This window comes from Salipiger sp. PrR002 (assembly GCF_010500775.1).
In the GTDB taxonomy this organism is placed as follows: Bacteria; Pseudomonadota; Alphaproteobacteria; order Rhodobacterales; family Rhodobacteraceae; genus Salipiger.
In genome coordinates this window covers 1-13,577 of sequence record NZ_JAAGOU010000003.1, presented here as the reverse complement: position 1 = coordinate 13,577, position 13,577 = coordinate 1, and the positions used below count along the sequence as shown (strand labels likewise).

The following is a 13,577-nucleotide window of genomic DNA, read 5'->3' as shown; positions in this document are numbered from 1 at the left end:
CATCAACTCACTCTTTTTTCGGATCATATATCAGCTTCACGCCATCCGTGAAAAGCAGTTGCACGTCATCCTCACCGCCAGAGGAGGTGATTTTCAGCCGACCCGCAGTGAAACGCCCTGCAGGGCCCTCGCCGCTCACCGGGGCCAGTGTCTCTGCCTCGATGCGGTCAAGAGCCGCGCGCATCTGGTCGGTGGTGATCACATAGCCGGTCGAACTGGTGATGCGCACGCCCTTCTGCAACAGCGCCGCCTGCATCTCGTCGCTCAGCGTTGCAAGGTTCGCGTCCAGCGTGAGCCTGCTGCCATCGGCCATATCCATCGTGGCATAGAAGCCATCCGCCTCAAGCTCGCCGTTCTCGCCGCCGGTGGGCCGCGCGCTTTCGGCGGTCATGGTCACCGAGTCTCCGCGCGGCGTGGTGCCGGAATATTGCGGCGCGGCCACCTGCTCACGCTCGGGAAGGCTGCCCTCGGCGTAGGGGATGCTCTGCGAGGTCTGCGAGCCGCGCGACAGCAAGAACAGCGTCGAGAGAGAGGCCAGCGCCACAAGCGGCAGCAGGATCTTCAGCCAAGCGATGAAGCTGGAATATGAATCTCGGCGCTGTGCCATCGGTCAGCTATGCGCAAAAATGTCGGTGTCCGCCCAGCCGAGCAGATCGAGCTTGGCGCGTGCGGGCAGGAAATCAAAGCACGATTGCGCAAGCTCACTGCGGCCCTCGCGCGCCAGCATGACGTCGAACGCCTCGCGCAGCCGGTGCAGATGCAGCACGTCGGAAGCAGCGTAGTCGATCTGTGCCTGTTTCAGTTCAGGCGCGCCCCAGTCGCTGGATTGCTGCTGCTTCGAGATGTCGACGCCCAGCAGTTCCTGCGCGATGTTCCGCAGGCCGTGGCGGTCGGTATAGGTGCGCACGAGGCGGCTCGCGATCTTGGTGCAATAGACCGGCGCCGCCAGCGCCCCAAAGGCATTATACATGGCGGCAATGTCGAAGCGCCCGAAGTGGAACAGCTTGAGCACCTGCGGATCTTCGAGCAGGCGGCAGAGGTTGGGGGCCTCGGTCTGACCCCGCGCGACCTGAATCAGATGCGCGTCGCCATCGCCCGCCGAAAGCTGCACGACACACAGCCGGTCGCGATGCGGGTTGAGGCCCATGGTCTCGCAATCGATGGCCACGACAGAGCCAAGGTCCAGCCCGTCCGGCAGATCGCCCTGATAGAGATGGTTCGCCATGCTGGCCCCTTCGGTTCACGCAACGTCGGTTCACGCAGGTTCAATTCGCGTAGGCGCGCGTGATCACGCGCGTATGCCCGCACATAGGCCTCCGCCGCGCGCCATGCAACTGCGGCGGTGACGGCAAGATCGCCACATTCGCCCGTCTGGTCGCCCTCAAATGTGACGAGATTTGCCCCCAATGAGGCATCAAACGGGCGACACACGGCACTGATTCGGGCGCGCTGATCGCAAATTACATCAACTTGTAACATTTCGTGAGTCGCGATGATCGCCTCTGGCGTGTGCCGCCCGACCGGCACCCCGCTCATAGAAAACGCTCAGCACGGGGATCGGAAGCCCGCCATCCAGCGGCGCGATTGTTTCCATATTTCGGCAGCGAGTTTCATCGCGCTTTTCGGGCACCCGGTAAAATCACCGGTGTACGGAAACGATCAAGCCGTGTGTCCAATTTTAGACACATACCGAAGACGACCAAAGCAAAGGCAAGCGCGCACCGTTTCCAGAATTCCGACCTGAACAACCACCAAGGCGAGCCGGAATATCCCGCAAAAAGCCACTCCATAGGGCCCATAAGCCCCTCAGCGGCAGGGGTTTCCCGCGCAGATCTCGGTTCCCAAAGTCACCTCAAGATTGCGTTCCAAAGCTTGAGTTGACGATGATCTCGGCGAGTTACATAAGAGGTCTTGTCGGGCGGATGCCTTATTTCCGCCGCATAACGGCACTTGGGGGTTGGTGCTTCCACTTTGGGAGTGTGTGTGAGTCTGCTGAAAGTCGCTTGGGACTGAACATCTGAAAAATTGATATGCCTGCCGGTCAGGTCCGACCCGCGATGCCCCTTGGCACCGTATTCGGAACTTGCATCCAAAGGCCGTCCCGCGCGCCCTAGTGCCGCCTTGCATAGCTTCCGTCGATGAACCTCGGGGAGGTCGAATTGACGATGCATGCCAACCAATCGCGAAACGCGGTTGTCGATTTCGAAAACCTGATCGACGAGGCGCTGAACAGCGCCCCGCATCGTGCCGCCTATCGCGGCGTGTTCAAGCGCGTGCTCGACATCGCGCTGGTGCTGATCATGGCGCTGCCGGTGCTGCCCTTCGTGCTGGTCTTTGCCGCTCTGGTGGCGCGTGATGGCCATGCGCCGTTTTATCTGCAACGCCGTGTCGGGCGGAACGGGCGCGTGTTCCGTATGTGGAAGCTGCGCACCATGGTGCCGAATGCCGATTGCCTGCTGGCGGCGCATCTGCGGGCGAACCCGCTGGCGCGCGTCGAGTGGGACCGCAATCAAAAGCTGCGCAACGACCCCCGCATCACCCCGATCGGGCGTCTGCTGCGCAAGACCTCGATCGACGAGCTGCCGCAGCTGTGGAACGTGCTGCGCGGCGAGATGTCGCTCGTCGGCCCGCGCCCGATGATGGTCGAGCAGACCCCGATCTATCCCGGCACCGCCTACTACGCGCTGCGCCCCGGCATCACCGGTTTCTGGCAGACCTCGGTGCGCAACGAGGCCAGCTTCTCGGAGCGGGCGGAGTTCGACACCGCCTATCTGGCGGAACTGTCCTTCGTGACCGACATCAAGGTGCTGGCGCGCACCGTCAAAGTGGTCTGGACCGGCACCGGCTGCTGACACGCCTCTCCCCCCGAGACGGCATAAAGCCCCCGCAAACGCGGGGGCTTTCTTTTTGCCTCCCTGCGACGCCCGCCCCAAAGCAAAGGGCGCCCGGGTTTCCCCGGACGCCCCCTTTCGGTCGTCTCTGCGGCGGCTGGTGATCAGGCGCTCGGCAGGATGACGATCTCGACGCGGCGGTTCTGCTGCTTGCCTTCCGGCGTCAGGTTCGACGCGATCGGCTGGTCTTCGCCGCGACCGATCGACTGCACGCGGTAGGAGGGCACGCCCTGCTGCATCAGCAGCGAGGCCACAGCCGCCGCGCGACGCTGCGAGAGCGACTGGTTGTAGGCAGCCGCGCCGTCGCTGTCGGTGTGGCCGATCACCTGAACGGTGGTGTTCGGATATTCCATCAGGCTGCGGCCGACGGTGGCGATATCGCCCTGCAGGTCGGGACGCAGCGACGCGCTATCGGTGGCAAACAGGATGTCCTGCGGCATGGTCACGATCAGGCGGTCACCGGTGTTGGTGATGCCGACGTTGTTGCCCAGCTGCTGGCGCAGCGCCGCTTCCTGCTTGTCGAGGTTGTTGCCGATCAGGCCGCCCGCGATGGCGCCTGCAGCAGCCCCCGCAAGCGCATTCTTGGCGGCGTCGGAGTTGTTGCCGCCGATGGCGCGGCCCGCGACAGCGCCACCAAGAGCGCCGATCAGCACGCCGTTCTTGGCTTGGCGGTTCGGATCGTTCACGTCGGTACAGGCGCTCAGCGCCATGGCGCCGGCGAGAGTGAGAAGAACGGTTGTCTTAGCCCGGAACATGTAATGCCTCGTTTCGTTGGCCCAAACTTGGGTGTGCCCCTGTTATAGTGCGCATAACCGCCCCGCCAATGGCGCGCTGCACACTTTGTCGGCAGATCCCCGCCCACGTTTGTCATAGTATTTCCGGCATCGTGCTTGCGGGCTTTCAGGCTCGCGCGCCAAGCTCCTGCGCCCCGGCCTTTGGCGCTCCGGCCTCCTGCGCCTCCAGCCGCGCCGCTTCCCAAGCGAGGATGGCACGCTTGACCGGCAGCCCCCAGTGATAGCCGCCGAGCCCGCCCGACTTGCGCAGCGCCCGGTGACAGGGGATCAGCAGCGAGACCGGATTGCGCCCCACGGCGGTGCCCACCGCGCGCACCGCACGCGGGCTGCCGATGGCCTCGGCGATCTCGGAATAGCTGGTGACATGCCCCGAGGGGATGCGCATCAACGCCTCCCAGACCTTGATCTGGAACGGCGCGCCAATGAGATAGATCGGCACCTCCCCCTGCTGCTGCACCCCGAAAGCCGCCAGCACCCAAGGGCGCAGGAACATCGGATCTTCGATGAACTCGGCATTGGGCCAGCGCGAGAGCAGGTCCTGAAAAGTCTCCTCCTCGCCCGCTTCGGCGGCAAAGCCCATGCCGCAGATGCCCTTCTCGGTGCCCATGACAAGCGCCGGGCCGAAGGGGCTTTCGAACCAGCCCCAGAAGATCACCAACCCCTGCCCGCCCTTGGCGAAGTCGCCGGGGCTCATCGCCTCCCAGCGCAGGAAGAGGTCATGCAGCCGCCCGCCGCCCGAAAGCCCCGCCGCATGCGCCGTCTCCAGCGTCGAGAAGCGGTCCGAGAGCAGCGCCTTGGCGTGGCCGAGCGCGAGATACTGCTGGAAGCGCTTCGGCGAGACCCCGGCCCAGCGGGAGAACAGCCGCTGGAAATGCGCCGGGCTCATGTCCATCTGCGCCGCCAGCGTCTCGAGCGTCATCTGCGGGCCGCCCGCGTCAATCAGCTCGATCGCGCGGCGCATGACGTTGAAGTGGTATCCCTGCTGTGCAAGCTCGCCCATCACGGCCTCCTGATGCTCCTGACCTTTGGAATAGCGGGAAACCGGCCTCGCGCGCGACCCGAATGTTGCGCAAGCGGCGCGGGCGGGATTTGCGTATTTATCAAAGAGAAGAAGGTGGACTTGCGGGAATGGGCCCGGCGTTGCATAGCAGAGATCATGGCCAAGCAGCTCGATTATCACACGATCCGCGAGATCTTCACCCGCTTCCACGCCTCCGAACCGGAGCCGAAAGGGGAGCTCGACCACGTCAACGCCTACACGCTGGTGGTGGCGGTGGCGCTTTCGGCGCAGGCGACCGACGCGGGGGTGAACCGCGCGACGCATGAGCTGTTCAAGATCGCCGACACGCCCGAGAAGATGCTCGCGCTCGGTGAAGAGGGCGTCATTCAGCACATCAAGACCATCGGCCTTTACCGCAACAAGGCCAAGAACGTCATCAAACTGTCGAAAATCCTCGTCGAGGACTACGGCGGCGAGGTGCCCTGTTCGCGCGCCGCGCTGGAAAGCCTGCCCGGCGTCGGGCGCAAGACCGCCAATGTGGTGCTGAACATGTGGTGGCATTATCCGGCGCAGGCGGTGGACACGCATATCTTCCGTTTCGGCAACCGCTCGGGCGTCTGCCCCGGCAAGGACGTCGTCGCCGTCGAGCGCGCCATCGAAGACAATATCCCGGTGGATTTCCAGCAGCATGCGCATCACTGGATGATCCTGCACGGGCGCTACACCTGCGTCGCGCGCAAGCCCAAATGCGGGGCCTGCCTGATCCGCGACCTCTGCCAATTCGAGGAAAAAACCCTATGAAGAAGTATCAGGTTGTCGGCATCGGCAACGCCATCGTCGACGTGCTGACCCGTGCCGATGACTCGTTCCTCGAGCATATGGGCATCACCAAGGGCATCATGCAGCTGGTCGAGCGCGAGCGCGCCGAGCTGCTTTATGGCGCCATGGAGGGCCGGGTGCAGGCGCCGGGCGGCTCGGTGGCCAATACGCTTGCGGGACTCGGCAACCTTGGGCTGCGCACCGCCTTCATCGGCCGGGTGCATGACGACGCGCTGGGGCGTTTCTATGCCGAGGCGATGGAGAAGGACGGCACCGCCTTCGTCAACCCGCCGGTGCCCGGCGGTGAACTGCCGACCTCGCGCTCGATGATCTTCGTGTCCCCGGACGGCGAGCGCTCGATGAACACCTACCTCGGCATCTCGGCCGAGCTGGGCCCGGACGATGTGGACGAAGCGGTGGCCGCCGAGGCCGAGATCGTCTTTCTCGAGGGCTATCTCTTCGACAAGGACAAGGGCAAGGAGGCCTTCATCCGCCTCGCCCGCGCCTGCCGCGCCGCGGGCGGCAAGGCCGGGATCGCCATTTCCGATCCCTTCTGCGTCGAGCGTCACCGCGAGGACTTCCTGCAGCTGATCGAGCACGAGATGGACTATGTGATCGGCAATGAGGCCGAGATCCGCTCGCTCTATCAGGACGACTCGCTGGAGGCCGATCTGGCCCGCGTCGCGGCGATCTGCCCGCTGGTGATCTGCACCCGCTCGGGCGATGGGGTGACGATCATGCGCGATGGTGAGCGCACCGATGTGCCGGTGACCAAGATCGTCCCCGTCGATGCCACTGGCGCGGGCGACCAGTTCGCTGCGGGGTTCCTTTATGGGCTCGCCACCGGCGCCGACATGGCGACCGCGGGCCGCATGGGCACCGTGGCGGCGACCGAGGTGATCAGCCACATGGGCCCGCGCCCCGAGGCCAGCCTTCCCGAGCTCTTCCGCGAGGCCGGGCTGCTCTGAGGCGGGCCTTCCCCCGAAAACGAAAAACGGCGTCCCCGCGGGGACGCCGTTTTTCGTTGCGGCAGTGTTCGGCGCGCTTAATGCGCCTCGGCCCAGTTCGCCCCCTGCCCGGCGTCGACCACCAGCGGCACGTCGAGCTTCACCACCGGCTCGGCGGCGCCCTCCATGACCTCGCGCGCGGTGGCGATGAGCGTGTCGACGCCGCCTTCCTCGACCTCGAAGATCAGTTCGTCGTGCACCTGCAGCAGCATCTTGGCGGGCTGGCCTTCAATCGCGGCGGGCATGCGGATCATCGCGCGGCGGATGATGTCCGCCGCCGTGCCCTGGATCGGCGCGTTGATCGCGGCGCGCCGCGCAAAGCCCGAGCGCGGGCCCTTGGCGTTGATCTCGGGCGTGTGGATCACCCGTCCGAACAGCGTCTCGACCCGGTCGTGTTCCTTGGCGAAGGCAATGGTCTCGTCCATGTAGGTCTTGATGCCCGGGAAGCGCTCGAAGTAGCGGTCGATGAAGGCCTGCGCCTCGCCACGCGGGATGCGCAGGTTGCGCGCGAGACCGAAGCCCGAGATGCCGTAGATCACCCCGAAGTTGATCGCCTTGGCGCGGCGGCGGATCTCCGGCGTCATCTCTTCCATCGGCACGCCGAACATCTCGGAGGCGGTCATCGCGTGAATGTCCTGCCCCTCGCGGAAGGCCTGCTTGAGCGCGGCGATATCGGCCATATGCGCAAGGATGCGCAGCTCGATCTGGCTGTAGTCGAGCGCCACGATCACCTTGCCCTCGGGCGCAACAAAGGCCTCGCGGATGCGCCGCCCTTCTTCCGAGCGCACCGGGATGTTCTGCAGGTTCGGCTCGGTCGAGGCGAGACGCCCGGTGTTGGCCCCGGCGATGGAATAGGAGGTGTGCACCCGGCCCGTCTCGGCGTTGATATGCTCCTGCAGCGCGTCGGTGTAGGTCGACTTCAGCTTCTGCATCTGGCGGTAGTCCAGCACGCGGGCGGCGAAGTCATGCTCGGTGGCCAGATCCTCCAGCACCTCGGCGGGGGTCGACCATGCGCCGGTCTTGGTCTTCTTGCCGCCCTCGAGCCCCATCTCGGCAAAGAGGATCTCGCCCACCTGCGCCGGGGAGTTTACGTTGAAAGGGTGCCCCGCAAGTTCGTGCAGCTCGGCCTCGAGCCCGGCCATCTTCTGCGCGAAGGCGGTGGACATGCGTGAGAGCGTGCCGCGGTCCACCTGCACACCGGCCAGTTCCATCTGCGCCAGCACCGGCACCAGCGGGCGCTCAGTGCCTTCGTAGACACGGGTGACGCGGGAGAGGTGCAGCCGCGGCTTCAGCAGCTTCCACAGGCGCAGGGTGATGTCGGCGTCTTCGGCGGCGTATTTCACCGCATCCTCGATCGGCACCCGGTCGAAGGTGATCATCTTCTTGCCCGAGCCCAAGAGCTCCTTGATCGGGATCGGCGTGTGGCCGAGGTAACGCTCCGACAGCGTGTCCATGCCGTGTCCGTGCAGACCTGCGTGCAGCGCGTAAGAGATCAGCATGGTGTCGTCGATCGGCGCGACGCCGATACCGTAGCGCGACAGCACCTTGGCATCGTATTTCATGTTCTGGCCGATCTTCATCACCGCCGGGTCTTCGAGCAGCGGCTTCAGCAGGTCCAGCGCCTCGTTCATCGGCATCTGCCCCTCGGCCAGATCGTCCGAGCCGAAAAGGTCGCTCTCGCCGCCTGCCGCGCGATGCGCCAGCGGGATGTAGCAGGCCTGCCCCGGCTCGACGGCCAGCGAGACGCCGACCAGATCGCAGGTCATCTCGTTGAGGCCGGTGGTCTCGGTGTCCACCGCGACCCAGCCGCACTGCCGGGCCTGCGCGATCCACGGCGCAAGATCCGCGGCGCTTTTCACCCATGTGTAGGCGGCAGGATCGATGGGCGGCATCTCGGGCGCGTCACCGGCGGCGGGCGTGTCGGCGGCGGGCGCCTTGGCCTCGGTGATCACCGGCGCCTCGGCCCCGAGGGTGTTTGCGATGCGCTTGGTCAGCGTGCTGAATTCCATCTCGGCGAGGAAGGTCAGCAACTTCTCGGGATCGGGATCCTGCACCTCGAGATCGTCGAGGGTGAAATCCAGCGGCGTCTCGCAATCGAGTTGCACCAGCTTTTTGGACAGTTCGATCTGCGCGCGGTTCTCGACCAGCGTCTGGCGGCGCTTGGGCTGCTTGATCTCCTCGGCGCGGTCCAGAAGCTCTTCGAGCGAGCCATATTCGTTGATCAGCAGCGCCGCGGTCTTGATGCCGATGCCCGGCGCGCCCGGCACGTTGTCGACCGAATCCCCGGCCAGCGCCTGCACGTCCACCACGCGCTCGGGGCCGACGCCGAATTTCTCGACCACCCCGTCACGGTCGATGCGGCGGTTCTTCATCGCGTCCAGCATCTCGACGCCGTCGCCGACCAGCTGCATCAGGTCCTTGTCCGAGGAGATGATGGTCACGCGCCCGCCCGCATCGCGCGCCTGACACGAGAGCGTGGCGATGATGTCGTCGGCCTCATAGCCCTCAAGCTCCTTGCAGGCGATGTTGAAGGCGATGGTGGCGTCGCGGGTGAGCGGGATCTGCGGCCGCAGATCCTCGGGCATCGCCTCGCGGTTGGCCTTGTACTGATCATAAAGATCGTTGCGGAAGGTGTGGCTGCCCTTGTCGAAAATCACCGCCACATGGGTCGGCGCATCGGGGCCGGAGCTGTCCTCGACGTATTTCTGCAGCATGTTGCAAAAGCCGCTGACCGCGCCGATGGGCAGCCCGTCGGACTTGCGGGTGAGCGGCGGCAGCGCGTGGTAGGCCCGGAAGATGAAGGCCGAACCGTCGATCAGATGCAGATGGCAGCCCTTGCCGAACTGGGTCATGGTGGCGTCTCCTTGGCCTCGCGCGTTTGCATCGGTTTGCCACGGGCGGGCGCAGGGTGCCAGAGGCGATCACGGCTATGCGAAGGTTGCAAGGGGCGCTGCCCCCGCCCGCTGCCGCGGCCTCCCCCGGGATATTTCGATCTAGCCGAAGCAGGTGTAGGTTCCCGCAGCTTCGTCTTGACCCAAATATCCCCGCCGGAGGCAGGCCGAGCGGCACCGCCAGGCGCGCCCCTGGGCAAGCTGGGCAGGCGCTCAACCGCTGCCGATGAGCACCCCTGCCGCCAGCACCAGCCCGCCGCCGAGCACCACCTGCATCGCCGCGCGCAGGAACGGGGTTTCCATATAGCGCTTCTGGATCCAGGCGATGGCCCAAAGCTCGCAGAAGACGATGATCCAAGCGATGATCGTCGCCGTCCAGAAGTGCGGGATCAGATAGGGCAGCGCATGGCCGAGACCTCCCAGAGTTGTCATCACCCCCGAGGCGATGCCGCGCTTCAGCGGCGAGCCGCGGCCCGACAGCTCACCATCGTCCGACGCGGCCTCGGTGAACCCCATGGAGATGCCCGCGCCGACCGAGGCGGCGAGTCCCACGAGGAAGGTGGTCCATGTGTCCTGCGTGGCGAAGGCGGTGGCAAAGATCGGAGCCAGCGTCGAGACAGAGCCATCCATCAGCCCCGCAAGCCCCGGCTGCACCCATGTCAGCACGAACTGGCGGTGCGCCATGCGGTCTTCGCTTTCGCGCGCTTCGCCATCGAGATGTGTCTCGGCCAGTTCCCCCGCGCGCGCCTCGTGACCTGCCTCCGCTGCCGCCAAATCCCCCAAAAGCTTGCGCGTGGCGGCGTCGCTGCTGCGCTTGGCGGCCTCCACATAGAAGCGCTCGGCGTCGCGTTCCATCGCCTCGGCCTCATCGCGGATGCGCTCGAGCGGCAGGTTCTGCACCAGCCAGACCGGGCGGCGTGCGTAGAAACCCGCCACATGCTCGCGCCGGATCAGCGGAATCACCTCACCAAAGCGCATGCGGTGCAGGTTGATCAGCGCCCGACGGTGGCCGTCTTCCTCTTCGGCCATACCGTCGAAGATCGCCGCGGTGTCGGGATAGTCGGCGCGCAGCATCTCGGCGTAGGAGCGGTAAATGCGGGCGTCATCCTCCTCCGAGGAAATCGCCAGCGCGAGCACTTCCTGCTCGCTCAGGTCGCGGAAGTGACGCCGCTGGGTGAAAAAACGCATGGGAGGACTCCGGGAGCACCAGTTTAGAATAATTCTAATCTAGGGAATTCCACCGCGGAAGCAAGGCGGCAGAATGTCCCTTCTTCCGGCATCTTGCTTGCCTGAACTGAACTGCGCGGTTTATGCTTGTCCGGACAAAGGAGCAGCCCGATGAGGACCGAGACAGCTGGCGTGCGCCGCGGGCGGAAGTTCGAACAAGTGCTGGATGGGGCACGGGCGATCTTTCTCCGAGATGGGTTCGAAGGCGCCAATGTCGATGAGATCGCCAAGGCCGCCGGGGTCTCCAAAGCGACGCTCTACAGCTACTTCCCCGACAAGCGCCTGCTCTTCATGGAGATGGCTAGCCGCCAATGCGCGCTGCAGTCCGAAAGCGCCATGACCACCATCGATCCCGGCCAGCCGCCTGCGGTGGTGCTGCCGCTGGTGGCGCGCAGTTTCCTTGATTTCGTGCTCTCGGACACCGGGCAGCGGATCTTTCGCATCTGCATCGCCGAGGCCGACCGCTTTCCCGATCTCGGCCGCCAGTTCTATCAAACCGGGCCGATGTTCATGCACCGCAAGCTCACCGGCTACCTCGAGGCGGCGCGGGCCCGCGGCGAGTTGAAGGTCGAGGATATCGAACTGGCCGCCGATCAATTCACCGAACTGTGCAAGGCCGGTATCTGGATCCGCGCGGTGTTCGGCGTGGCCGCGCGCCCCGGCCCGGCAGAGATCACCCGGGTGGCCGATGGCGCGGTGGCCACCTTCCTTGCCCGCTATGGTGCCTGACCGGAGCGCCTGACCCGGGTTTCTGACTGGGGCACCTAGCTGGCCCGGTTAATCGAGCCGCCGCACCAGCATCTGGTTGCCCGGCCCGCGCTTGGTCTCGAAGACTTTCAGCTCATCCACCAGTTCTGACAGCTTGCGCTTGCCGTAGCTGCGGGTGTCGAAATCGGGGTTGGCGGCGGTGATGAACTGCCCCAGTTGGCCGAGCGTATACCAATCGTCTTCCTGCTCGATCGCATCCATGGCGGTGAAGATAAGGTTGCGCGCATCTTCGAGGCTGCCGCTCTTCTGCGGCTTGATGCCCGCCGCCTTCTCGGGCGCGCTGTCGAGGTTCTCGAGGAAGATGAACCGCTTGCAGGCCTTGCGGAAGGCATCGGGCGTCTTTTGCATCCCCATGCCATAGACATCCAGCCCCTGCTCGCGGATGCGGCTGGCAAGCCGGGTGAAATCGCTGTCGGAACTGACCAGCACGAAGCCGTCGAACCGGCCCGAATGCATGAGGTCCATGGCGTCGATGACCAGCGCGATGTCGCTGGCGTTCTTGCCCACGGTATTGGCGGGCTGGTGGTGCGGCACCAGACCAAACTCGGCGGTCACCTTGGACCAGCCCGACATCTGCTGGCTGGAAAAATCGCCGTAGCAGCGGCGCACGCTGGCCTCGCCGAGGCTGGCCAGTTCGTCAAAAATCGCCTTGGCGTATTTCGGCGACGTATTGTCGGCGTCGATCAGAACCGCCAGCAGGCGGGTGTCGTCTCGCATCTTTATCTCCTTCGCGGGCTCAGTTTCCCGCAAGCGTCTTGTACATGACCAGCGCATCCACGTCGCCCTCTGCGGGGTGGTGGAAGGCACCGGGAAGGCGGCCGACAATGTCAAAGCCCGCCCTCTGCCAGGTCTCGACCGCGCGGCGGTTGGTCGAGATCACGAAATTGAACTGCATGGCGCGGAAGCCAAGCTGCGGCGCGATCTTGAGCGAATGCGCCAGCATCCTGCGGGCGATCCCCTTGCCGCGCGCTTCGGCCGCGGTGACATAGCCGCAGTTGCACACATGAGAGCCGCCGCCCTTCTGGTTGCGCACGATGTAATAGGTTCCCAGCAGCCGCGCCCCGTCGCTCACCACGAAGACCCGCCGCTCGGGGCCGGTCCAATAGGCGATCGCCGCCTCGCGCGAAATGTCTGCGTCGATGGCATAGGTGTCGCCGGCGCGGAACACCGGCTCCAGCATCTGCCACAGGCCCTCGGCATCCTCGGGCGCATAGGCGCGCAGCTCCACCGTCTCGCTCATCAGCTCTGCCCCTCGGTCTCGATGTGGATGATCTCGCCGCAATGCTTGCAATGGATCGCATCGGCGTCATGCAGGCGCAGCCCGCAGGTGGCGCAGGTCTTCTTCACCTTGATCGGGCGGAACAGCACCTGCGCCAGCCGCAGGAACAGGGTGACGCCGCAGATCATCACCACGACGGAAATCACCCGGCCCCACGAGCCGTCGAGCGTGATGTCGCCATAGCCGGTGGTGGTGAGCGTGGTCACGGTGAAATAGAGCGCATCGGCGTAATTGTTGATGTCGTCATTGGTGCGGTACTGCAGCGCGTAAACCAGCCCGGTCATCACAAAGAGGAAGACCATCAGGTTGACCACCGCGATCAGCACGTCCTCGTTCTGGCGAAAGACCCTGAAGTCCTCACGCAGACGCTTGCTGAGTTGATAAGTGTGCAAGAGCCGCAGTGTGCGCAGCACCCGCAGGAAGCCCAGCCCTTCCCCAGCCAGCGGCGCGAGGAAAGAGATCAGCGAGACAAGGTCGGCCAGCGTCGCCGGGCTGAACAGGAAAGGCGTCTTGCGCGGCGCGATCCACAGCCGCGCGAGGAAGTCCGCGAGGATCACCACACCGAAGAGCACGTCGAAGGTTTCCACCAACCGCCCGTGATCGGTGAAGGAGGTGCCGATGACAAACACGACGGTGAAGATGTCGAAAGCCAGCAGCGCATAGCGAAAGCGGTGCGCCAGATCGCTATCGCCCTCATAGAGCTCCCTCAACTTGTCGCGCAGGCTCATCTCGGCCATCCCCTGTTCGGCAATATAGCAGCTATAGGGTGGCGCGGGACTCCCGGCAAGCCAAGCGCCTGCCGGGAAAATTTTCACAAAGGGCGATCTGGCCCGGCGGGGTCACGCCGATCTCAGAACTCGACCACCGCGCGGATCGACTTGCCCTCATGCATGAGATCGAA

At 64.9% G+C, this 13,577-nt stretch carries 13 protein-coding genes; 4 read left to right on the top strand and 9 right to left on the bottom strand.

Features of this window, described 5'->3' with window-relative positions:
• Positions 1-7: 7 nt before the first annotated feature.
• Both lptC and G0A00_RS04025 read right to left on the bottom strand, forming a co-directional pair.
• Positions 8-607 carry an LPS export ABC transporter periplasmic protein LptC gene (lptC, locus tag G0A00_RS04030; protein WP_164182046.1) on the bottom strand — a complete coding sequence of 200 codons (600 nt, stop codon included), beginning with the start codon at positions 605-607 and terminating at the stop codon, positions 8-10.
• Between the two features lie 3 nt (positions 608-610).
• Complete coding sequence (locus G0A00_RS04025) at positions 611-1,225, bottom strand: ribonuclease D (RefSeq protein WP_164182044.1); 615 nt, start codon at positions 1,223-1,225, stop codon at positions 611-613.
• 940 nt (positions 1,226-2,165) lie between these two features.
• Between G0A00_RS04025 and G0A00_RS04020 the strand changes: the two genes are divergently transcribed.
• Positions 2,166-2,852, top strand: a complete 687-nt coding sequence (locus G0A00_RS04020; RefSeq protein WP_224903650.1) for a sugar transferase — start codon at positions 2,166-2,168, stop codon at positions 2,850-2,852.
• Positions 2,853-2,995: 143 nt separating this feature from the next.
• Here the strand turns inward: G0A00_RS04020 and G0A00_RS04015 are convergent, their stop codons facing one another.
• On the bottom strand, positions 2,996-3,646 hold the full coding sequence (locus G0A00_RS04015) for an OmpA family protein (RefSeq protein ID WP_164182040.1): 651 nt from the start codon (positions 3,644-3,646) through the stop codon (positions 2,996-2,998).
• A 145-nt stretch (positions 3,647-3,791) separates the two neighbouring features.
• Positions 3,792-4,685 (bottom strand): bifunctional helix-turn-helix domain-containing protein/methylated-DNA--[protein]-cysteine S-methyltransferase, encoded by an 894-nt coding sequence (locus tag G0A00_RS04010; RefSeq protein ID WP_164182038.1) that lies wholly within the window; start codon positions 4,683-4,685, stop codon positions 3,792-3,794.
• Between the two features lie 156 nt (positions 4,686-4,841).
• Here G0A00_RS04010 and nth point away from each other — a divergent pair, with 156 nt between their 5' ends.
• Complete coding sequence (nth, locus tag G0A00_RS04005; protein ID WP_164182037.1) at positions 4,842-5,486, top strand: endonuclease III; 645 nt, start codon at positions 4,842-4,844, stop codon at positions 5,484-5,486.
• Entirely contained in the window at positions 5,483-6,472 is a 990-nt protein-coding gene (locus tag G0A00_RS04000) for an adenosine kinase (RefSeq protein ID WP_066104158.1), read from the top strand. Before nth ends, G0A00_RS04000 begins: the two co-directional genes overlap by 4 nt.
• Before the next feature lie 77 nt (positions 6,473-6,549).
• On the opposite strand, the gene polA is transcribed toward G0A00_RS04000, so the two are convergent.
• Both polA and mbfA read right to left on the bottom strand, forming a co-directional pair.
• Entirely contained in the window at positions 6,550-9,363 is a 2,814-nt protein-coding gene (gene polA, locus G0A00_RS03995; RefSeq protein ID WP_164182035.1) for a DNA polymerase I, read from the bottom strand.
• 252 nt (positions 9,364-9,615) lie between these two features.
• Positions 9,616-10,590 (bottom strand): iron exporter MbfA, encoded by a 975-nt coding sequence (gene mbfA, locus G0A00_RS03990; RefSeq protein WP_164182033.1) that lies wholly within the window; start codon positions 10,588-10,590, stop codon positions 9,616-9,618.
• Between the two features lie 150 nt (positions 10,591-10,740).
• Here mbfA and G0A00_RS03985 point away from each other — a divergent pair, with 150 nt between their 5' ends.
• Positions 10,741-11,358, top strand: a complete 618-nt coding sequence (locus G0A00_RS03985) for a TetR/AcrR family transcriptional regulator (protein WP_164182031.1) — start codon at positions 10,741-10,743, stop codon at positions 11,356-11,358.
• A gap of 48 nt (positions 11,359-11,406) precedes the next feature.
• Here the strand turns inward: G0A00_RS03985 and G0A00_RS03980 are convergent, their stop codons facing one another.
• From G0A00_RS03980 to G0A00_RS03970, 3 genes are read right to left on the bottom strand one after another with little or no spacing between them, the layout of a single operon-like run.
• A complete protein-coding gene (locus G0A00_RS03980; RefSeq protein ID WP_164182029.1) occupies positions 11,407-12,114 on the bottom strand; it encodes an NYN domain-containing protein in 708 nt (235 codons plus the stop codon).
• A 19-nt stretch (positions 12,115-12,133) separates the two neighbouring features.
• Entirely contained in the window at positions 12,134-12,637 is a 504-nt protein-coding gene (locus G0A00_RS03975) for a GNAT family N-acetyltransferase (RefSeq protein ID WP_164182028.1), read from the bottom strand.
• Complete coding sequence (locus G0A00_RS03970) at positions 12,637-13,413, bottom strand: potassium channel family protein (RefSeq protein WP_164182026.1); 777 nt, start codon at positions 13,411-13,413, stop codon at positions 12,637-12,639. Before G0A00_RS03970 ends, G0A00_RS03975 begins: the two co-directional genes overlap by 1 nt.
• Between the last annotated feature and the right edge of the window lie 164 nt (positions 13,414-13,577).

Excerpts from the sequence above, each read along its gene's own strand:
- lptC (WP_164182046.1), bottom strand. The coding sequence starts at position 607 with ATGGCACAGCGCCGAGATTCATATTCCAGCTTCATCGCTTGGCTGAAG.
- G0A00_RS04025 (WP_164182044.1), bottom strand. The coding sequence starts at position 1,225 with ATGGCGAACCATCTCTATCAGGGCGATCTGCCGGACGGGCTGGACCTT.
- G0A00_RS04020 (WP_224903650.1), top strand. The coding sequence starts at position 2,166 with ATGCATGCCAACCAATCGCGAAACGCGGTTGTCGATTTCGAAAACCTG.
- G0A00_RS04015 (WP_164182040.1), bottom strand. The coding sequence starts at position 3,646 with ATGTTCCGGGCTAAGACAACCGTTCTTCTCACTCTCGCCGGCGCCATG.
- G0A00_RS04010 (WP_164182038.1), bottom strand. The coding sequence starts at position 4,685 with ATGGGCGAGCTTGCACAGCAGGGATACCACTTCAACGTCATGCGCCGC.
- nth (WP_164182037.1), top strand. The coding sequence starts at position 4,842 with ATGGCCAAGCAGCTCGATTATCACACGATCCGCGAGATCTTCACCCGC.
- G0A00_RS04000 (WP_066104158.1), top strand. The coding sequence starts at position 5,483 with ATGAAGAAGTATCAGGTTGTCGGCATCGGCAACGCCATCGTCGACGTG.
- polA (WP_164182035.1), bottom strand. The coding sequence starts at position 9,363 with ATGACCCAGTTCGGCAAGGGCTGCCATCTGCATCTGATCGACGGTTCG.
- mbfA (WP_164182033.1), bottom strand. The coding sequence starts at position 10,590 with ATGCGTTTTTTCACCCAGCGGCGTCACTTCCGCGACCTGAGCGAGCAG.
- G0A00_RS03985 (WP_164182031.1), top strand. The coding sequence starts at position 10,741 with ATGAGGACCGAGACAGCTGGCGTGCGCCGCGGGCGGAAGTTCGAACAA.
- G0A00_RS03980 (WP_164182029.1), bottom strand. The coding sequence starts at position 12,114 with ATGCGAGACGACACCCGCCTGCTGGCGGTTCTGATCGACGCCGACAAT.
- G0A00_RS03975 (WP_164182028.1), bottom strand. The coding sequence starts at position 12,637 with ATGAGCGAGACGGTGGAGCTGCGCGCCTATGCGCCCGAGGATGCCGAG.
- G0A00_RS03970 (WP_164182026.1), bottom strand. The coding sequence starts at position 13,413 with ATGGCCGAGATGAGCCTGCGCGACAAGTTGAGGGAGCTCTATGAGGGC.